Below are 19,815 nucleotides of genomic sequence, written 5' to 3' on the forward strand. Positions count from 1 at the left end.
ACGTGAAACGCGGCGCCCTCACTTTCCGATACAGAAGGTCGAAAACACCTCGCCGAGAACGTCCTCGACGCCGATGGCGCCGGTGACCCGGGCCAGGGCTTCGGCGGCGCGACGCAGATCGTCGCCCGCCATCTCGGGGGCTCGATGGAGAGCGGCGCGCCCGGCCTCGACGGCGGACAGGGCCTCGGTGAGGCGGCGGCGGTGTCTTTCACGTGTAACCGCCGGGAAGTCGGCGCCCGAAAGATCCCGGGCCAGACGGGCGGCGATCCAGTCGTGCAGCGCGGACAGGCCCTCCCCGCTTGCCGTGCTGACGGTCAGGACCTGATCGGCTTCCACAGAAGCGGCGCCCAGATCGGCTTTGGTCAGGACGACCAGATCCTCGGACTTCGCAAATTCCGCCGCGACGCCGTCGGGATCGCCGGGGGCGCGGACCCACAGACGCAGATCGGCCTCGGCGGCGCGAGCCCGGGCTCGGCGGACCCCCTCGGCCTCGACCGGATCATCGCTCTCGCGCAGGCCCGCCGTGTCGGACAGGGTGACCGCATAGCCGCCGATGACCAGTTCGGCGTCGAGGACATCGCGCGTCGTGCCGGCGATGGGGGTGACGATCGCCGCTTCCCGTTCTACCAGAGCGTTGAACAGTGACGACTTGCCGGCATTGGTCTCGCCGATCAGGACGATGCGATAACCCTCGCGAACGCGCCTCCCCCGGTCCGCGTCAGACAAGGCCGCACGCAGATCGGCAGCCAGAACGTCGAGCACCGGCCCGGCGGTGCGCGCCAGATTGTCGGGCACATCCTCGTCCGGGAAGTCGATCTCCGCCTCAACGAGAGCCAGGGCCTTGAGCAGGTCGCGGCGGAAACCTGCATAGGTCTGGGACAGGGCGCCGTCGAGCTGACCCAATGCCTGCCCCGCTTGGGCCGTCGTCTCGGCGTCGATCAGATCGGCGACCGCCTCGGCTTGGGCCAGATCCATCCGGCCGTTCTCGAAGGCGCGACGCGTGAACTCGCCCGGCTCGGCTGGGCGGAGGCCAAGCGCGATCAGGGCGCTGGACGCCGCCTCGACGACGCCCCGGCCACCATGAAGATGCAGTTCGGCGCAGTCCTCGCCCGTATAGGAGTTCGGCCCGGGGAAGCGGAGGACCAGCGCCTGGTCGATGACTGCATCGCCGTGGGTCAGGGTGCGCAGCGAAGCCAGACGCGGCTTCAGCCCGCCCGCGCCGAGGCCGGTCAGGCTGGCGTCGGTCTCAGGGCCCGACAGGCGAAGAATGGCGATGGCGCCTCGGCCCGGCGGGGTGGCGAGAGCGAAGATGGTGTGGTTCATGGGAGAACTCTCCTCCCCATCGCTCCGCGATGGGAGGTGGCTCGGAGCGGAGCGGCGAGACGGAGGGGGTTCTTAGAGACGGCGCCCCTCCACCGCTTCGCGGCCCCTCCCCATTGCGTGGGGAGGAGACATTATTTGGAAGTTGTCGTCGCGGCGTCCATCAGGCGGCGGAACTGGTCCTGGGCGGTCAGGCCGAAACTGGTCCAGGACTTCATCAGCTCTTCCGGCTGCATGGCCGAGACGTTGGCGTCCATCCGCTTTTTCATCTCTTCGACCAGATGATCGTTGAGCGAGGTGACGTCTGGAAGGCCGAGAAAGGCGCGGGCTTCGGCGGGTTCGCACTCGATGTTGATGGTGACCTTCATCGCCTTGCTCCATTTCCGGGACCCGATGTTTCACGTGAAACTACGTATTACCCGGCCATACCATCGCTCGCCCAATGGCGCTCGTCGATCAGGTGTTCATCGACTGGAAGAAGTCGCCGTTGTTCTTGGACTGACGCAGCTTGTCGAGCAGGAACTCGATGGCGTCCTGCGGACCCATGGGGTTCAGGATGCGACGCAGGACATAGGTCTTGGTCAGCTGTTCCTTCGGCGTGATCAGCTCTTCCTTGCGGGTGCCCGACTTGAGCACGTCGATGGCCGGGAAGATGCGCTTGTCGGCGACCTTGCGATCCAGGACGATTTCCGAGTTACCGGTGCCCTTGAACTCTTCGAAGATCACTTCGTCCATGCGCGAGCCCGTGTCGATCAGGGCCGTGGCGATGATGGTCAGGGAGCCGCCCTGCTCCACATTGCGCGCCGCGCCGAAGAAGCGCTTGGGCCGTTGCAGGGCGTTGGCGTCGACGCCACCGGTCAGGACCTTGCCCGACGAAGGAACGGTGGCGTTATAGGCGCGGCCCAGACGGGTGACCGAGTCGAGCAGGATGACGACATCGCGCTTGTGTTCAACCAGGCGCTTGGCCTTTTCGATCACCATCTCGGCGACGGCGACGTGGCGGCTGGCCGGCTCGTCGAAGGTCGAGGCCACGACCTCCCCCTTCACGGTGCGCTGCATGTCGGTGACTTCTTCCGGACGTTCGTCGATCAGCAGGACGATGAGGAAGACCTCGGGGTGGTTCTTCTCGATCGACTTCGCGATGTTCTGCAGCATCACCGTCTTGCCGACGCGCGGCGGGGCGACGATCAGGCAGCGCTGGCCCTTGCCGAGCGGGGCGACGATGTCGATGACCCGGCCCGAACGGTCCTTCAGGGTCGGATCCTGGATTTCCATGTGCAACCGCTCGTCGGGATAGAGCGGGGTCAGGTTGTCGAACAGGACCTTGGTCGAGACCGTTTCCGGATCCTCGAAATTGATCGTGTCGACCTTGAGCAGGGCGAAGTAACGCTCGCCCTCGCGCGGGCCGCGGACGGCGCCGTGAACGGTGTCGCCGTTGCGCAGGCCGAAGCGGCGAATCTGCGAGGGCGAGACATAGATATCGTCCGGACCCGGAAGATAGTTGGCGCCCGGGCTGCGCAGGAAGCCGAAGCCGTCGGAGAGGATTTCGAGCACGCCGTCGGCGATGATCTCGACCTCTTCATCGGCCAGGGCCTTGAGGATGGCGAACAGCAGATCCTGTTTGCGCAGGTTGCCGGCGTTCTCGATCTCGAGCTGTTCGGCGAAGGCGACCAGTTCGGCCGGCGTCTTGTCGTTCAGTTCCTGCAGGGTGATGCGGCCGGAAGGGACGACGGCTTCGCCCTCCTCCTCGTCTTCCGCCTCGGCGGCCTCGATGGCGCTCTGGGCGGCGGCGATTTCTTCCGCGGTGTTTTCGGAGGCCCCGTTTTCGGAGCTCAGCCCTTCGAGCGCTTCGGCTTCGGGGGTGGTAGGGTCGGTGTCGCGAACGTCGGTCATGTCAGGATAGCACCCGGCCTCGCGCCCGGACGCCATAAAGGCGCGGGACGAAGAGGCGTTGGAAAAAGTCTGGCCTTGCGGCCGAAGGGAGTTGCGACGGGCTCCGGCGGGTCGAACCAGCCGGCGTCGCGCAGAGAGGGGGACCGTGGGCGGATCGCGCCTCGCGGTTCACCGGCAGCGAAACCACGAAACGCCCCACAAGGTCAAGCGGTGCTCAAGCCGCGAGGCTCCGCGAGCCGAGCGGTAGCGCCCTACGAAAAGCTCCACTCCGTCGTCACCGACAACACCATGATGATGGCCAGAACGAAGGGGATCTCATTGGTCATGCGCCAGAATTTCGAGGTGCGGACCGAGGTTCCGGCGGCGATGCGCTTGCGCTCGGCGGAGAGATAGCCGTGCCAGCCGTAGAGCAGGACGACCCCGACCAGCTTGGTGATCATCCACGGCTGGGCGAGGAACGCCGCGCCGCGCATCTGGATGTCGAGATGGACCAGCCAGGCGCCGAAGATGAAGACGAGGATCGAGGCCGGATTGATGATGATCTTCATCAACCGCCCCTGCCAGGTCCGCAGCAGGGTCTGCATCTCGGACTTCAGCGGTTCGAGCTTGGCGTTCTGTTCGGCGTCATAGGCGAACAGGCGCGGGAGGAAAAGCAGACCGGCCATCCAGGCGATCACCGCCAGGATGTGGAGGCCGCGGGCAAGATCGTATTGGTTCATGCGGCTCTCTCCTGATGCTGAAACGGACAGGCTTTCCAACTCGCCCGGCAGCCCGGACCATAGGGGGCGACGCCGGTGCGGCCCAGCGATGCGACCACCGCGTCGGACAGCATGGCGATGAAGGGTTCAGACAGGCTGACCGTGGGGGTGCGGATATAGGGCGCGACGCCCGTCCGCTCGGCCAGATGGCGATATTCGATGTCGAGCTCGACCAGGGTCTCGATGTGTTCGGAGACGAAGGCGACAGGGACGACCACGGCCCCGACCCCGTCGCGGCCGGCCTCCGCGATGGCCTCGGGCGTTGAGGGGCCTAGCCATTTCATCGGCCCGACCCGGCTCTGGTAGCAGATGCGGTGATCGACCTCGCCAAGCCGGGCGACGATGGCGGCGACGGTCGTTTCGATCTGCTCCTGATAGGGATCACCTTTCGCCACCAGCTTCTCGGGGATGCCGTGGGCGGAAAACAGGATACGGATCGGACGGTCTCTAGTCTCGGCCAGGATCGACCGGATCTCTTCGGCCTGAGTCTCGATCCAGCCGCCGCCTTGCGGATAACAGCAGATGGCCCGCGACCGCCCGGATCCGGCATAGGCTTCGCGCCAGGCCTTGAGCGAGGACTGGGTCGTGGTCGTGGAGAACTGGGGATAGAGGGGCAGCAGCACCACCTCGTCCGGGCCGAAGGCGGCGACGTCGACGGCGGTCTCTTCCGTCAGCGGATGCCAGTAGCGCATGGCGATGAAGGTCTGGACCTCGTCGCCGGGCAGGGCCGAGGCCAGAACCGCTTCCAGAGCAGAGGCCTGTCGGCGGGTCTCGGACAGCAGGGGCGAACCGCCGCCCGCGTCCATCATCGCATAGTTGGCCTGGGCCGAAGTTTCCCGCCGCGAGGAGATCAGCTTCGCCAGCCGGGTTCGCAGAAAGCCGGGCAGGCCGATGATGGCCGGGTCGTTGAACAGGTTGAACAGGAAGGGCTTCACCGAGGCGGCGTCGTCCGGCCCGCCCAGATTGAACAGCACCACCGCGATCCGGCGACCGCCCTGCCCTGCCTCGGCCAAAGATGCGGAAGCCATTACTGGGCCCCGATCCGTTCCAGGACCTGTTCGACATGGGCAATCGGCACGTCGGGCAGGATGCCGTGGCCGAGGTTGAAGATCCACGGACCGTCATTCCACGCCTCCATCAGCTGATCGACGCGGGCGTCCAGCGCCTTCCCGCCGGCGCGCAGCAGCAGGGGATCGAGCGCGCCCTGGATCGGCTTGATCTTCTGGACCCGTTGGCCGACCGCGAGGGGACAGGCGGTGTCGAGGGCCACGGCCTGGACATCGACCTCGGCCGCATAGCGTTCGGCGTGGATGGCCGAGCCGCGCGGGAAGCCGATCAGAGGAACCGTCACCCCCAGCTCCCGCGTTCGGGCGACCAGCTTCTGATGCGGTTTGAGGACCAGCCGTTCGAACAGGTCGTCGGGCAGCCCTTCGGCCCAGCTCTCGAAGATCTTGAGCACCTGGGCGCCGGCATTGGCCTGCATGACGAAATAACGGGCCGTAGCCTCGACCAGAACGTCCAGCAGGGCGTCGACCGTTTCGGGGTCTTCATAGGCGTATTTGCGCGCCGTCGCTCGCTCGCCCTTGCCGATCGTGTTGTGATGACCGTCCAGCATATAGGTGGCGACGGTCCAGGGGGCGCCGGCGAAGCCGATCAGGGCGCGCTCCTGCTCCCCTTCTTTCGGTTTCAGACCTTCGCGGACGAGGGACAGGGTCTGGCCGATGGATGCGAGGTGCTCGCCGGCCCCCTCGGCCAGTTCAGCCATCCGGCCCACCGGCGGCATCTCGCCGAGCTGGGGTCCTTCGCCGGTCTCGAACCAGACGTCCTGACCCAGGGCCCGCGGGATCAGCAGGATATCGGCGAAGACGATGGCCGCATCGAAGCCGAACCGCTTCATCGGCTGCAAGGTCGCCTCGGCCGCCATCTCGGGGTTCAGACAGAAGGCGATGAAGTCCGAAGCCTCGGACCGCAGGGCCCGGTATTCCGGCAGATACCGCCCGGCCTGCCGCATGAACCAGACGGGAGGGCGGCTGGTCTTCTGACCCGAAAGGACCTGAAGGAGGAGAGGCTGGACCGAAGGCGTTGTCATGACCTTGGTCCTACGGGGAGCCCGGCCTTCGCTCAAGAGCGCGGTTTGTCCAAGGGGTCACAGTCCCTCCCCCTTCTCTGATCAAGAATTTAAAAGATTGGAGGAAGGCAGCAGGGGGCGGGGACGACGGGGATGGTTTTCAGGCGGCGCCGTGAACGGAAAACGAACGTCCACGGGCGGTCCGGGATGGATCCGGACCCCCGGAAAGGGCTGTCGAAACCGGGGATAAGTCTTAACGAACCCTTAACGCGCGGGGCTTTGAGCCGCGCTGCGCCTGGGCATGACTGACGGGCGCCGTTTACGTCTTGTTAACCTTATCCACTGCAGCGCGGTGGAGACCGGACGGGCGTTGGAAATCTCTGGGTCCGGAGAGATGAATCCTCCCCGCTGTCCCCGCTCGCCCCCGCCGACGGGCGCGGCTATAGAGATCGGCGCCCCGTCCGGGGATTTCGGCGCCCAGAAAGCCAACCGGGGTTTCCACAGGAATCCGTTGATGAGTCCCACCGCATGACGCCCAACTCTCCCGTCGGAAAGCCGGCCGGTCCCGTGCGGCTGGCGACCTATTTCCACGTCCATCTGGTCTCGGACTCGACCGGCGAAACCCTGAACGCCATGGCCAAGGCGGTCACGGCCCGGTTCGAGGGGGTCATCCCAATCGAGCACATCTACGCCCTGGTCCGCTCCGAGAAGCAGATGGAGCGGGTGCTGGAGGAGATCACCATGGCGCCGGGGGTCGTGCTGCACACCCTGGTCGACCGCGATCTGCGCGCCCAGCTGGAGGAAGGCTGCCGCCTCGCCGACATGCCCCAGATCGGGGCGCTGGACCCGCTGGTCGGGGCCCTGTCGCGCTATCTGGGCGCGGCGCTGTCGACGCGCGTCGGCGCCCAGCACGCCCTGGACCACGAATATTTCAACCGGATCAGCGCCCTGGACTATGCCATGGCCCATGACGACGGTCAGGGCACGGCCGAGCAGCTGGAGGGCGCCGATGTCGTCCTCTGCGGGGTTTCGCGCACCTCCAAGACCCCGACCTGCATCTATCTGGCCCACCGCGGCATCCGCGCGGCCAATGTGCCCCTGGTGCCGGGTCAGGAAGACGGGGAGCGTCTGGTCGGGCTGAAGAACCCGCTGGTCATCGGCCTGACCGTCTCGCCCGACCGGCTGGTCCAGATTCGTCGCAACCGGCTGGACGGGCTGAACGCCGACCATACCTCCGCCTATGTCGACCACGATCTGGTGCGCGAGGAGACGGTCAAGGCGCGCCGGGCCTTCGAACGCCGCGGCTGGCCGACCATCGACGTGACCCGCCGCTCGGTCGAGGAGACGGCCGCGGCCATCGTCAACCTGTTGAGCGAGAAGCGCACGCGCCGGATCGGAGCGGCATGGTGATGAGCATTCCTGATGCGCTATCGCCCTCCGGGCTACTTGAGCGCGAGCGCCTGATCCTCGCGTCCCGCAGCGCCGCGCGCCGGGCCATGCTGACGGATGCCGGCGTGACCTTCGGTCTGGAGGACGCGGGCGTCGACGAGGAAGCGATCAAGGTCGCCATGAAGGACGCGAGCGCCGACGCACTGGCTATCGAATTGGCCTGCGCCAAGGCCCTGGCCGTGTCGCGCCGGGATCCGGACGTCTGGGTCCTGGGCGCCGACCAGACCCTGGCCTTCGACGGTGGGCTGGTTTCCAAGGCGAAGTCGCTGGACGAGGCGAAGGCCCGGCTGAAATCCATGCGTGGGAAATCGCACCAGCTGCATTCGGGCGCGGCCATCGCGACAAAGGGTCAGGTGGTCTGGTCGGGCGTGGATACGGTCCAGATGAAGATGCGCGACTTCTCCAACGCCTTCCTCGACGCCTATCTGGCCGCCGAGGGCGATGAGCTTCTGGCCTGCGTCGGCTCCTACCGGCTGGAGGGGCTGGGGTCCCAGCTGTTCGAGGCGGTGGAGGGCGACTATTTCACCGTGCTGGGCCTGCCGCTGTGGCCGGTCCTCGCCGAACTGCGCCGCGCGGGAGTGATCGCCTCGTGAGTTCTTCCGTTTCTGGGCAGACCATTTCGGGCGCCGCGAAGGTCGGCGGCATCGCCGGCAATCCCATCGGCCATTCGCTGAGCCCGGTCATCCACAACGCCTGGATCGCCGCCGCCGGCATGGACGCCGCCTATGTGCCATTCGCCCCCGCCGACGAGGCCGGGTTCGCGGCTTTGGTCGCGGCCGGCCGCGCGGGCCTGTTGATGGGGATCAATGTCACCGCCCCCTTCAAGGAACAGGCCTTCGCCCTGGCGGACAGCGCCAGCGGGGCGGCGAAGGGTTCGGGCTCGGCCAATGTTCTGGTCTTCCGTGACGGCCAGGTCGCCTGCGACAGCACCGACGGCTTCGGCATGATGTGGGCGATCTCCGATCAGGCCCCGGGCCTGACGGTCAAGGACCGGCCGGTGGTCATCCTCGGCGCCGGAGGCGCGGCCCGGGCCGCGGCGGGGACCCTGATCGGCGAGGGGGCGCAGGTTCGGATCCTCAATCGGTCACGCGACCGGGCCGAGGCCCTGGCCGCCGATCTGGGGTCGTCAGTGACGGTTGTGGATGAGGACGAGGCCTTTGACGGCGCTGTTCTGGTCATCAATGCGCTCAGCATCAAGCCGGCGCTGGATCTGGCCCGGCTGGCGCCCGAGACGGCGGTGATGGACATGACCTATCGCCCCGTGGACACCGAATTTCTTCTGGCCGCGCGGGCCCGGGGCCTGCGGACCGTCGACGGTCTGGGGATGCTGATCGGTCAGGCCGGACCGTCGTTCAGGGCCATCTTCGGCGTCGAACCCCCTGCCCTGCCGCTGCGCCCCCTGCTGCTGGCGGCGATCGAGGCGCAAAAGTGATCCTGCTGGGCCTGACCGGCTCCATCGGCATGGGCAAGTCGACGACGGCGCAGATGTTCGCCGACGAGGGCGCGGTGGTCTGGAACGCCGACGAGGCCGTGCACCGGCTCTATTCGCCTGGCGGGGGGGCGGTCGAACCGGTCGGCGAGGCCTTTCCGGGCGTGGTCATCGACGGCGCCGTCGACCGGACCCGGCTGGCCGAGGCTCTGGGCCGCGACGATGCGGCTTTCAAACGTCTGGAGGCCATCGTCCATCCCCTGGTCGCCGCCGGCCGGGCGGGCGAGCTGGCCGAGGCGGCGGAGCGTGGGGTCAAGCTGGCGGTGCTGGACATCCCCCTGCTGTTCGAGGGCAGCGGACAGAAATCCTTCCATGCGGTGGTCGTGGTCACCGCGAGCCCGGAGGTTCAGGCCGAACGGGTCCTGTCCCGACCCGGCATGACCCGCGAACGCTTCGAGGCCATTCTGGAGCGTCAGGTCCCCGACGCCGAAAAGCGCAAACTGGCCGACTTCATCGTCGAGACCGACCGCGGGCTGGAGGCGGCGCGCGATCAGGTGAAGGCGATCGTGGCGGCAGTGCTCGATCCAGACTGGGTTTCTCCCCGGTCCTGACCTTTGTCCGTCTTTCGCCGGGGGCCGAACAACCCCATTAAGAGGCCATGGCCCGCGAAATCGTTCTCGATACTGAAACCACCGGCTTCGACCCGCGCACGGGCGACCGGCTGATCGAGGTCGGCTGTATCGAGATCATGGACCTTCTGCCGACGGGCCGGACCTTCCACCGCTACTGCAATCCCGAGCGGCTGATCCCCGAGGACGCCATCCGGGTGCACGGCATCACCGATGAGAAGGTCAAGGACGCGCCGAAATTCGCCGAGATCGTCGCCGACCTTATCGAATTCATCGGCGACGCCCCGGTCATCGCCCACAACGCCCAGTTCGACCGCAACTTCATCGACCATGAGTACGGCCGCTGCGGCTCGCCCCTGCTGCCCGCCGACCGGTGGATCGATACGCTTCAGCTGGCCCAGAAACGCTGGCCGGGGATGCCCAACTCGCTGGACGCCCTGTGCAAACGCTACAAGGTCTCGCTGGCCGACCGTTCGTTCCACGGCGCCCTGATCGACGCCCGCCTGCTGGCCGAGGTCTATCTGGAGCTGCGCGGCGGCAAGGAGCGAGTGCTGGACCTGACCAGCCGCAAGGGCGCCGAACAGGCGGCCGCCTTCGCCGCCGCGGGCGGCCACGGCGCCCGGCCGCGTTCCCTGGCCCCGCGCTCGACCCCGGCCGAGCATGAGGCCCATCTGGCCTTCCTGACCGCCACCCTGAAGGACCGCTCCCTGTGGCAGGGCTATGGGATCACCGTCGAAGCAGACATGGAAAAGGCGTCCGCCGGCTGACGGACGCCTTTCCGGTCGTCTGGTTTCAGTGACTCAGGCCTGGCCGGTTCCGGCGTCGGCGTTGGCGGCCATCTGCTGCTGGCGAGCCATATAGATGGCCACGAAGTCGATCGGGTCCATCATGAAGGGCGGGTAGAAGCCGCCGTCGGCCGTGGCGCGGGCGATGATCTCGCGCGCGAACGGGAACAGGTAGCGCGGGCATTCGATCAGCAGCAGGGGCTCGATGTCGGCCGGGGCGACATTGTTCAGCTGGAACAGGCCGCCGTACAGCAGTTCGACGTTGAACACGGTCATGGCGTCGGTCGAGGCCTTGACCGACAGCTTCATGTCGACTTCGAACAGGCCGTCGGGACGACCCTGGGCGTTCAGCTCGACGCCCATGTCGATGCCCGGCTTGCCCTCGATACGCAGGCTGTCGGGCGCCTTGGGGTTCTCGAACGACAGGTCGCGGACGTACTGGGCCAGGATGCGGAAGCCGCCGTTGGGCGGGGCGCCGTCCTGGGTTTGCGGAGCCTCGGCGGCGGTGGTCGAAACGTCGGTCATGGGCGAAGGGGCCGTGAATGGAGTGGACCGGCGCGTCGCACGCGACCGGGTGAGGGGGCGGCGACTACCACGGCGGACGGGCGTGCGGCAACGGCGCGCGCCTGTCAGGGCATGTCGGCGGATGCGTCTCGCCTTGCGCCGCCCTATATGAGACCCTAATCGTCCGTCGCGCGTTCCGATCCGGCCTGATTTGGGTTGGTCGGGCCCGACGTCATTCAGGATAGAGTCTTGCCGGTCCAGTTCCAGATCTTGCTCTTCGCGGGCATCGCCGTCTTCGTCCTGTTCCAGCTCTATAATGTGCTGGGCAAGCGGGTCGGCCGTCAGCCGCAGGATGATGCGCGCGCCCCCGTCCTGCCCGCCGCCGAAACCGCTCCGGCCCGCCCGGCCCTGGACGCCCAGACCCTGGCGGCCATATCGGGGCTGCGCGCCCGCGATCCGCAGTTCGACCCGCAGAAATTCCTCGACGGTTCGCGTCAGGCCTATGAGACCATCGTGCGCGGCTATGCCTCGGGCGACCGGGCCGCGCTGAGGCCCCTGCTGGCCCCGGCCGTGATGGAATCCTTCGAGCACGGCATCGCCGCGCGCGAGACCCGGGGTGAAACCGAACAGGTCGAGTTCCTGCACGCCCCGCGCGCCGATCTGGAAAGCGCCACCGCCGAGGGCGACAAGGCCATCGCCAAGGTCCGCTTCCTGTCCGAGCTGCGCAGCAAGATCATTCCGCCGGAAGGCGAGGCCACCCCGGGCGCGCCCGGCGAACCCCGTATCGAGGAACGCCGCACGGCCGAACACTGGACGTTCGAGCGCACCCTGGGCGCCGCCGATCCCAACTGGGTTCTGGCCCGGGTCGAGCCGGCCACCGCCTGATGCGGTCTGTGAGCGTGAAGGGCTGGCGGTCGGCCGCGACCGGCCTCGGCCTTGCGGCTGCCGCCCTTCTCGCCGCCTGCGCCTCGACACAGCCCGTCGTGCCGAACCGGCCGCCGGTGGTCTCTCCGTCCGTTCCCACCGCGCCGGCGCCCGTCCCGCCCTCGTCCGGGCCCGTGGGCGCCGACAGTCCGGCGCATCTGGCCGGTTGGGACACTGAGGATTTCGTCGCCGCCTTCGACGCCTACCTCAAGACCTGCGGCGTGGCCCGCGATCCGGCGGGCGCCCGCCAGTGCGCCCGGGCGATGGATCTGCAGCGCACCTCTCGACCGGTGACCCCGGCCCTGACGCGCGCCTTCTTCGAGACCGGATTCCGGGTGGTTCAGGCCCGCACCGCTGATGGCCGCGACGGCCTGTTGACCAGCTATTTCGCGCCCGAATATTCGGCCAGCCACCGCCAGACCTCCGAGTTCGACATGCCGGTGCTGGCCAGGCCGCTCGATCTGGAGCGGGGTTCCGGCGGGGTGGTCCAGCGCCGCCCGGACGGTTCGACCGGCCCCTATGCCGACCGCGCCGCCATCGAGGCCGCGGCGGCCGCGGGGTCGCCCTCGGCCCCGGTCCTGGCCTGGATGCGGGCCGAGGACCTGTTCTTCCTGCAGATCCAGGGCTCCGGCTATCTGACCTTCGAGGACGGAACAACCGGCCGCGCCGCCTATGCCGCCGACAACGGCCGCCCCTTCGTCGGCATCGCCCGGCCGATGGAGCAGCAGGGCCTGCTGCCGAGGAACGGCACCTCGGGCGAGGCGATCCGCGCCTGGCTGGCCGCGCACCGGGGCCGTGAGGCGCGGGCGATCACGGCCCTGAACCCGCGCTACATCTTCTTCGACCTCCAGCCCGACGACGGCGGCAATCCGGCGGGGGCGGCCGGCGTGCCCCTGCCCGCACGCCGGTCGATCGCGGTCGATCCGGCCAGCTGGACCTATGGCGACCTCGTCTGGATCGACGCCGACGCAGGAAACCTGAACGGCGCCCACGCCTCCTATCGTGGACTGGTCATGGCGCTGGACACGGGGTCTGCCATTCGCGGGCCGGTGCGCGCCGACTTCTACATGGGCCGGGGTCAGGCCGCGGGCGTCGAGGCCGGGACGGTCCGGCATCCGTTGCGGATGTGGCGGCTCGTACCGAGACCGTGATCGCATCACCCGCGCCTCACGCAGATATGAGGGGCGATCCCCGTCTCAGCCCGCTACGGTTCGCGCCATGAAACTCAGGGCCAAGACGTTCAGGGGATGGATGATCGGGGCGGCGGTGGCGATCGCCGGGACCGCGACCATGGGGACGGCGCTCGGATCCTGGGCCCAGCCGGCGCCGTCGCGCAATCATGCCCCGACCCATCGCCGACCGCCGTCAGAGCCGGTCGTGCTCGAACTGTTCACCGCCCAGGGTTGCCCGGGCTGTCCCGACGCCAATCAGGTGGTCGAGACCATCGCCGACGAGCCGGGCGTCATCGCCCTGACCTATGCCGTGGGCTACTGGGACTACATGGGCTGGCCCGACACCTTCGCCAAGCCGGAGTTCGCCCAGCGCCAGCGCGCCTATCAGACGGCGATGCGGCTGCGCGGCGTCTATACGCCCCAGGTCATCATCGATGGCCGCCGTCAGGTCTCGGGCGCCGAGGCTCCCGCCGTCCAGGCGGCAGTGGACGAGGAGGCGACGCGTCGCATCTTCCCGCCCCAGGTCGAGTTCCGCGAGAGCGGCGACCGTGTCGGCGTCGGCTCGGGCCGGGCCCCGGTCGGCGGGGCCGAGGTCTGGGCCGTGATCTACAGGCCCGGCGCCCAGACCGTGACCGTCAGCGGCGGCGACAATCGCGGCCGGGCGGTGCGCCACGTCAATGTGGTGCGCGAACTGCGAAAACTGGGAGACTGGAACGGGCGTCCCGTTCTCTATCCTCTGCCGGCCCAGCGCGATCCCGACGAAGCCGTCGCGGTCATGGTCCAGGCCAAGGGTGACCGCCGCATCCTGACCGCCGCCACCCAATAGGGCTGGTTTGGCTGGGGGCGAACTGGATGGCTTTTTGGAGTCCTGTCGGACCGAGGCCCGTTCGCGTGGGGCTTCGCGCCCGTTCCGAACGGATAGGCCGCGCCGAGCCTGATCGTCCCTGACCGGGGAAAGTTCAGGCCCCGGCCTTCTTCGCGAAGCTCCAGGCGGCGTCGGACAGGGGGCCAACCTGGGCGGCCATGGTGCGGGCGTGGGCGCTGGAGGCGGTGCCGTCGCGCACCCGGCCGGCGATGCCCTGACAGATGGCGCCCAGCCGGAACAGATTATAGGCCATCAGCCAGTCGAGATTGGCCGGGATCCCGGCGCCGGTCTTCTCCGCATAGCGGGCGACCGTCTCCTCGATCGTCGGGATGCCCAGCGCCTTCAGGTCGACGCCGTTGATACCGTTCCGCTGGCTGGCCGGCAGCACCCACCCGATCAGCATATAGGAAAAGTCCGCCATCGGATCGCCGAGCGTCGACAGCTCCCAGTCCAGCACGGCCCGGACCTCGGAGGCCACAGGCGCCATGATCAAATTGTCGAGGCGGAAGTCTCCATGGACGATCCGCGCCGGCCCCTCGGGCGGCAGGGTGGCGGGCAGATAGTCGATCAGCCGGTCCATGGCCGGGATCAGATCGATCTCCGAAGCCCGGTACTGTTTGGTCCAGCGCCCGACCTGGCGCTCGAAATAGTTGCCCGGCTTGCCGTAATCGCCGAGACCGATAGCGGCGGGGTCGAAGGCGTGCAGGGCGGCGAGCGCATCCGTCTGGGCCTCATAGATGGCGCGGCGCTCGGCGGGCTCCATGCCCGGCAGCTTCAGGTCCCACAGAACCCGGCCCTCGACCTTGTCCATGACATAGAACATCGAGCCGATGACCGTATCATCCGTACACAGAGCATAAGGTCGGGCGACCGGATAGTTCTGCTTCCACAGTGCCGAGATGACGGTGAACTCCCGATCCACGGCATGGGCGGAGGGCAGCAGGGTTCCGGGTGGCTTTCTGCGCAGGACATAGGACCGGCCGGGCGTGACCAGCTCATAGGTCGGATTGGACTGGCCGCCCTTGAACTGCCGGACGGTCAGCGGCCCCGCATAGCCTTCCACATTCGCCGCCAGCCATTCGCCGAGCCTGCCTTCGTCGAGGGCGTAGCGGGGATCGACCTCGCGCGTGCCGGAAAAGGCAGCCTGGGCGTCAAGATTGGTGTCGGCGTCGGTCATGGATCTTCCTCGGTCGGCGTCTTGAAGACGCTCTGTCGTTCAGTTCGCGGCGATGATGGCGGCCTTGACGGCCTTGCGCCAGCCCTTGAGCAGACGTTCGCGTTCTGCGGCCTCCATGCGCGGGGTCCAGACGGCGGGCGCCTCGGTGGTGTGCACCTCAAGATCCGCGATCAGGCCGACGCCCAGCGCCGCCAGCTTGGCCGCGCCGAGGGCCGTCATCTCCTGGAAAGCGGGGCGTTCGACCGTGACCTCGCAGATGTCGGCGACGAACTGCATGGCGAAGGCGTTGGCCGTGACCCCGCCATCGACCTTGAGCCGCTCCAGCCGGGGCGCGCCGTCGTCGGCGAGGGCGTCGAGAAGGTCGCGCGTCTGATAGGCCAGGGCCTCCAGCCCCGCCCGGACGAAATGGGCCGGCTTTGAATCCCGGGTCAGGCCGATGACGGCGCCGCGCGCATCGGGCTCCCACCAGGGCGCGCCCAGACCCGTGAAGCCCGGCACCAGATAGACCCCGCCATTGTCCTTCAGCCCCTGGGCCATGGCCTCGGAATGGCGGGACTCGGAAATCATCCCGACCCCGTCCCTGAGCCACTGGATCGCCGATCCGGCGGAGAAGATGGAGCCCTCCAGCGCATAGGCCACGAGTGGGGCGGCGGTCTCGCCCACCTGATAGCCGAGCGTGCCCAGAAGCCGGCGGGTCGAGGCGACCGGCTGGTCCCCGACATTGGCGACGAGGAAGGCGCCGGTGCCGTAGGTGATCTTGGCGTCGCCGGGGGTCAGGGCGCCGTGGCCCACGAGCGCCGCCTGCTGGTCCCCGGCCGAACCGGCGATGGGCAGGGCGCGGCCGAAAAGGGAGGGGTCGCTCTCGCCGCTGATCTCCGAACAGCCGACGATGCGGGGCAGGGCGGCCTTCGGCACATCGAACAGGGCGCACAGGTCGTCACGCCATTCCCGCGTGCGCAGGTCCATCAGGGAGGTGCGGCTGGCGTTGGTAGCGTCGGTGACATGGCTCTGGCCGTTGGTCAGCTTCCACACCAGCCAGGCGTCGATGGTGCCGAGCTTCACCTCGCCCTTCTCCGCCCGTTCCCGCGCGCCGGGGACCTTGTCGAGCAGCCAGGCGAACTTGGTCGCGGAGAAATAGGGGTCGAGGATCAGGCCGGTCGCCGCCTGGACCATGGCCTCATGGCCTTCGGTCGCCAGTCGCGACGAGACGTCGGCGGTGCGGCGGTCCTGCCAGACGATGGCCCTGTGCAGGGGCTCGCCGGTCGCAGCGTCCCAGATCACCGAGGTCTCGCGCTGGTTGGTGATGCCGATGGCGGCGAAGCGCGACACGCCCCCGGCCTTGCGGATCACCTCACGACAGGTCTGCAGGGTCGCGGTCCAGATCTCGACGGCGTCATGCTCGACCCAGCCGGAGTGGGGGAAATGCTGGGCCAGTTCGATCTGGCTGATGGCCACGGCCCTGAGCGACTGATCCTCCCCCACCTCGAAGGCGATGGCGCGGCTGGAGGTCGTGCCCTGGTCGATGGCGAGGATCAGATGCGGCATCGGCGTCTCCAGTGGTGGCGGAAAGTCGGGGCAGGAACTCTTGAACTGGCCCTTACGCACGACTTCGGCTTTGGTTTAAGCAGCGGGGCATGACCTTGCACACCCCCTCCTTCGATGGCGTCCGCGACGCCGCCCGCCAGATCGCCGGCGTCGCCGTGCGCACCCCCCTGATCGAGAGTCCGGCTCTGAACGAACGGCTGGGCGGGCGGGTGCTGATGAAGGCCGAAACCCTGCAGCATGCGGGGGCCTTCAAATTCCGCGGCGCCTATAACCGCATCAGCCGGCTGACGGATGAGGAGGGGGCGAGGGGGGTCGTGGCCTATTCCTCGGGCAACCACGCCCAGGCCGTGGCGGCCGCCGCGAAGATGGTCGGGACCTCCGCCATTATCGTCATGCCCGCCGACAGTCCCAAGGTGAAGGTCGAGGGCGTCATCGGCTTCGGCGGCGAGGTCCGGATGTACGACCGCTACACCGAGAGCCGCGAGGACATCGGCGAGGAGATCGCGGCCTCGAAGGGCTCCATTCTCGTTCGCCCCTTCGACGACCCCTTCGTCATCGAGGGACAGGGGACCACCGGACTGGAGATTGTCGAACAGGCGCGTGAGGCGGGCGTCGAGGCTCTGGATCAACTGTTGTGCGGCACGTCCGGCGGCGGGCTGATGGCCGGGATCAACCTGTCGATGGCGGCCCTGTCGCCCGCGACGACCGTCTATGGCGTCGAGCCGGCCGACTACAACGACACCCAGATCTCGTTGGCCAAGGGCGAGCGGCTGACCCATGCGCCCGCCAAGGGCACCATCTGCGACGCCCTGATGACCGACCGGCCGGGCGAGCTGACCTTCCCCATCAACCGCCGACTGGCGGCCATCCTGACCGTGACCGACGCCGAGGTCGCCGAGGCCGTGCGCTACGCCTTTCGCACCCTGAAACTGGTGGTCGAGCCGGGCGGCGCCGTCTCCCTGGCGGCCCTGCTGACCGGTAAGGTTTCGGCGGCGGACAAGACCACGGTCATCGTCCTGTCGGGCGGGAACGTCGATCCGGCCCTGTTCTCGGCCATCATCGAGGATCGTTTCGAAGATCGCTTCGGCGGCTGAATTCCCGCTGGCCTGACCCGGGGGAAGGCGGATAGCTTTCGACGAAACAACGGGAGCGATGCGATGACCAAGGGCGTGGAACTGGAAGGCCTGATCGGCACGGAGGTCGGGGTCTCGAAATGGATCGAGATCGACCAGAAGCGTATCGACGCCTTCGCCGACTGCACCGAGGACTGGCAGTTCATCCACATCGATCCCGAGGCGGCGGCCAAGACCCCCTTCGGCGGCACGATCGCCCACGGCTTCCTGACCCTCAGCCTGATGTCGGCCATGAGCTATGACGCCAATCCGCCGCTGGAAGGCGTGGTCATGGGCGTCAACTACGGCTTCGACAAGCTGCGCTTCATCAGCCCGGTCGCCTCGGGCTCCAAGGTGCGCGGCCGCTTCAAACTGCTCTCGGCCGAGAACAAGGGCACGGACGGCGGCGTCACCCGCTGGCTGATCAAGCACGAGGTCACCGTCGAGATCGAAGGCGGCTCCAAGCCGGCCCTGATCGCCGAATGGCTGGGCATGCAGATGGTGAAGGACTGAATTCCCTGAGTTGGCGGGGTCGGCTACCGCCGATCCAGGGAAGCGGCTGGACGCCGGCGCGGCTTGTGCCCGATAAGGGGCGTTCGGAGAGATTTGTACGGTAACGGCCTTGCACCACCACGGCGGCGTCTTCCTCCTCCTGGCCTATGCTGTCGCAGTTCTGGCGGGCTGGACGGCGCTCGACCTGTTCCAGCGCATCCGGGGCCGTGAAGGCCGGGACCAGACGCCCTGGTTGGCGGCGGCGGCCGTGGCCATGGGCGGCGGCATCTGGGCGATGCATTTCATCGCCATGCTGGGTTTCGACCCCGGCGCCCCGGTCCGCTACGATCCCGGCCTGACGGTCCTGTCCTTCCTGCTGGCGGTCGCGGGCACGGCCGGGGCCTTCTTCACCGCCTCGCGCGACCGGCTCGGCGCGGGTCGTATTCCCATCGCGGGCGCGGCCATGGGGACGGCCATCGCCCTGATGCACTATGTCGGGATGGCGGCCATGCGCACCGCCGCCACCGTCGGCTGGCGGCCGGGCCTGATCGCCTTTTCCATCGCCATCGCCATCGGCGCCTCCATCACCGCCCTGTGGGCCGCGCGGCGAGAAACCTCGATCGGCTGGCGCGCCGCCGCGGCCGCCCTCCTCGGCCTGGCGGTGGTCGGGATGCACTACACCGGCATGGCGGCCCTGGACCTGAGACCGGTCGCCGAGGTCATGGACGATTCGGGCGCCCCGCCCCTGGCCATCGCCGTCAGCGTCGCGGCCGTCACCGCTGTGATCCTGTTCATCGCCCTGGCCGCCTCCATGGCCGACGACCGGGCCCGGCTGGTCTCGGTGCTGGCCGCCGCCGACGTCGGATACTGGGAGCTCAATCTCAAGGACCGGACCTTCACCCTCTCGGCCCGGGCGCGCGAACTGGTCGGCCTGGCCGATGAGGATCCGACCGGCGCCATCGAACACCCCGTCTGGATGAACGACGACCATCTGGCCGCCCGCGCCCAGGCGCTGGAGAAGGCCATCGCGGGCGAGGCCGACTATGACGTCGAATATCCGATCGGGACCACCGGCCGCTGGGTCCAGTCCAAGGGCAGCCTGGTCCGCACCCGCTCGGGCCGGCCGCTGAAACTGGCGGGGGTGGTGTCCGACATCACCGACCGCCGCCGCGCGTTCGAGGATCTGGAGACCAGCGAACGGCGCCAGAAGCTGCTGATCAATGAGTTGAATCACCGGGTGAAAAACACCCTGGCCACCATCCAGTCGATCGCCATGCTGACGGCGCGCCGGACCGAGTCGGTGCCCGAGTTCTCGTCCCTGTTCGAGGCGCGGCTAATGGCCCTGTCGGAGACGCACAATCTGCTCACCGCCACAGGCTGGGAGCAGGCCATGCTGCGCGACATGCTGGGCCGGGAGATGCGACCCTATTCGCCGGACCAGTTCGCATTGGACGGCCCCGACGTCCTGTTCGCCCCGCCCCAAGCCCTGGCCATGGGGATGATCATCCATGAGCTGGCCACCAACGCCGCCAAGCACGGCGCCCTGAGCCGCCAGGGCGGTCGGGTTTCGGTCCGCTGGACCGCGCCGGATGCGGCGGGGCGTGTCACACTGGACTGGATCGAGACGGGCGGACCCAGGGTGCCGAAACCTGAACGCACCGGTTTCGGCTCGCGCCTGATCGCCACCAGCCTG

At 68.2% G+C, this 19,815-nt stretch carries 19 protein-coding genes and 1 pseudogene; 11 read left to right on the forward strand and 9 right to left on the reverse strand.

Annotated elements, in window-relative coordinates; all coding sequences use genetic code 11:
* Positions 1-18: 18 nt before the first annotated feature.
* The 6 genes from mnmE to hemE form a co-directional block, all read right to left on the reverse strand.
* Complete coding sequence (mnmE, locus tag IFJ75_RS17125) at positions 19-1,323, reverse strand: tRNA uridine-5-carboxymethylaminomethyl(34) synthesis GTPase MnmE (RefSeq protein ID WP_207869761.1); 1,305 nt, start codon at positions 1,321-1,323, stop codon at positions 19-21.
* Between the two features lie 131 nt (positions 1,324-1,454).
* Positions 1,455-1,688, reverse strand: coding sequence for a DUF6489 family protein (locus tag IFJ75_RS17130; protein WP_207869763.1), 234 nt, complete (start codon positions 1,686-1,688; stop codon positions 1,455-1,457).
* Between the two features lie 88 nt (positions 1,689-1,776).
* Positions 1,777-3,213, reverse strand: a complete 1,437-nt coding sequence (gene rho, locus IFJ75_RS17135; RefSeq protein ID WP_207869765.1) for a transcription termination factor Rho — start codon at positions 3,211-3,213, stop codon at positions 1,777-1,779.
* Between the two features lie 251 nt (positions 3,214-3,464).
* Positions 3,465-3,932 carry a CopD family protein gene (locus IFJ75_RS17140; protein WP_207869767.1) on the reverse strand — a complete coding sequence of 156 codons (468 nt, stop codon included), beginning with the start codon at positions 3,930-3,932 and terminating at the stop codon, positions 3,465-3,467.
* Entirely contained in the window at positions 3,929-4,999 is a 1,071-nt protein-coding gene (gene hemH / locus IFJ75_RS17145; RefSeq protein WP_207869769.1) for a ferrochelatase, read from the reverse strand. The genes IFJ75_RS17140 and hemH overlap by 4 nt, the downstream gene beginning before the upstream one ends.
* A complete protein-coding gene (gene hemE, locus IFJ75_RS17150; protein WP_207869771.1) occupies positions 4,999-6,060 on the reverse strand; it encodes a uroporphyrinogen decarboxylase in 1,062 nt (353 codons plus the stop codon). Before hemE ends, hemH begins: the two co-directional genes overlap by 1 nt.
* 507 nt (positions 6,061-6,567) lie before the next feature.
* On the opposite strand from hemE, the gene IFJ75_RS17155 reads away from it, so the two are divergent.
* From IFJ75_RS17155 to dnaQ, 5 genes are read left to right on the forward strand one after another with little or no spacing between them, the layout of a single operon-like run.
* Positions 6,568-7,449, forward strand: a complete 882-nt coding sequence (locus tag IFJ75_RS17155; RefSeq protein WP_207869773.1) for a pyruvate, water dikinase regulatory protein — start codon at positions 6,568-6,570, stop codon at positions 7,447-7,449.
* Positions 7,449-8,081: a Maf family protein gene (locus IFJ75_RS17160; protein WP_207869775.1), complete on the forward strand. Its 633-nt coding sequence runs from the start codon at positions 7,449-7,451 to the stop codon at positions 8,079-8,081. The genes IFJ75_RS17155 and IFJ75_RS17160 overlap by 1 nt, the downstream gene beginning before the upstream one ends.
* Entirely contained in the window at positions 8,078-8,920 is an 843-nt protein-coding gene (locus IFJ75_RS17165; RefSeq protein ID WP_207869777.1) for a shikimate dehydrogenase family protein, read from the forward strand. The genes IFJ75_RS17160 and IFJ75_RS17165 overlap by 4 nt, the downstream gene beginning before the upstream one ends.
* Positions 8,917-9,528 carry a dephospho-CoA kinase gene (gene coaE / locus IFJ75_RS17170; protein ID WP_207869779.1) on the forward strand — a complete coding sequence of 204 codons (612 nt, stop codon included), beginning with the start codon at positions 8,917-8,919 and terminating at the stop codon, positions 9,526-9,528. The genes IFJ75_RS17165 and coaE overlap by 4 nt, the downstream gene beginning before the upstream one ends.
* Positions 9,529-9,575: 47 nt before the next feature.
* Positions 9,576-10,313 (forward strand): DNA polymerase III subunit epsilon, encoded by a 738-nt coding sequence (dnaQ, locus tag IFJ75_RS17175; RefSeq protein ID WP_207869781.1) that lies wholly within the window; start codon positions 9,576-9,578, stop codon positions 10,311-10,313.
* 33 nt (positions 10,314-10,346) lie between these two features.
* Here dnaQ and secB read toward each other — a convergent pair whose 3' ends face one another.
* Positions 10,347-10,856 (reverse strand): protein-export chaperone SecB, encoded by a 510-nt coding sequence (gene secB, locus IFJ75_RS17180; RefSeq protein WP_207869783.1) that lies wholly within the window; start codon positions 10,854-10,856, stop codon positions 10,347-10,349.
* A 228-nt stretch (positions 10,857-11,084) separates the two neighbouring features.
* Between secB and timA the strand changes: the two genes are divergently transcribed.
* The 3 genes from timA (at position 11,085) to IFJ75_RS17195 (ending at position 13,757) form a co-directional block, all read left to right on the forward strand.
* Positions 11,085-11,720: a TIM44-related membrane protein TimA gene (gene timA / locus IFJ75_RS17185; protein WP_207869785.1), complete on the forward strand. Its 636-nt coding sequence runs from the start codon at positions 11,085-11,087 to the stop codon at positions 11,718-11,720.
* Positions 11,720-12,910 carry an MltA domain-containing protein gene (locus tag IFJ75_RS17190; protein WP_207869787.1) on the forward strand — a complete coding sequence of 397 codons (1,191 nt, stop codon included), beginning with the start codon at positions 11,720-11,722 and terminating at the stop codon, positions 12,908-12,910. Before timA ends, IFJ75_RS17190 begins: the two co-directional genes overlap by 1 nt.
* A gap of 67 nt (positions 12,911-12,977) precedes the next feature.
* Positions 12,978-13,757, forward strand: a complete 780-nt coding sequence (locus IFJ75_RS17195) for a DUF1223 domain-containing protein (protein ID WP_225896879.1) — start codon at positions 12,978-12,980, stop codon at positions 13,755-13,757.
* 133 nt (positions 13,758-13,890) lie between these two features.
* Here the strand turns inward: IFJ75_RS17195 and IFJ75_RS17200 are convergent, their stop codons facing one another.
* The gene (locus IFJ75_RS17200; protein ID WP_207869789.1) at positions 13,891-14,973 is read right to left on the reverse strand and encodes a phosphotransferase family protein; all 1,083 of its coding nucleotides are present in this window, start codon (positions 14,971-14,973) and stop codon (positions 13,891-13,893) included.
* A gap of 39 nt (positions 14,974-15,012) precedes the next feature.
* Positions 15,013-16,518 (reverse strand): glycerol kinase GlpK, encoded by a 1,506-nt coding sequence (gene glpK / locus IFJ75_RS17205; RefSeq protein ID WP_207869791.1) that lies wholly within the window; start codon positions 16,516-16,518, stop codon positions 15,013-15,015.
* 89 nt (positions 16,519-16,607) lie between these two features.
* On the opposite strand from glpK, the gene IFJ75_RS17210 reads away from it, so the two are divergent.
* The 3 genes and pseudogenes from IFJ75_RS17210 to IFJ75_RS17220 all read left to right on the forward strand — a co-directional run.
* Positions 16,608-17,612, forward strand: coding sequence for a threonine ammonia-lyase (locus IFJ75_RS17210; RefSeq protein ID WP_207869793.1), 1,005 nt, complete (start codon positions 16,608-16,610; stop codon positions 17,610-17,612).
* A gap of 63 nt (positions 17,613-17,675) precedes the next feature.
* Complete coding sequence (locus IFJ75_RS17215; RefSeq protein ID WP_207869795.1) at positions 17,676-18,143, forward strand: MaoC family dehydratase; 468 nt, start codon at positions 17,676-17,678, stop codon at positions 18,141-18,143.
* A gap of 289 nt (positions 18,144-18,432) precedes the next feature.
* Positions 18,433-19,524: pseudogene (locus IFJ75_RS17220) on the forward strand (MHYT domain-containing protein); the annotation flags it as partial.
* Positions 19,525-19,815 lie beyond the last annotated feature (291 nt).

This window comes from Brevundimonas goettingensis, from assembly GCF_017487405.1.
Lineage (GTDB): Bacteria > Pseudomonadota > Alphaproteobacteria > Caulobacterales > Caulobacteraceae > Brevundimonas > Brevundimonas goettingensis.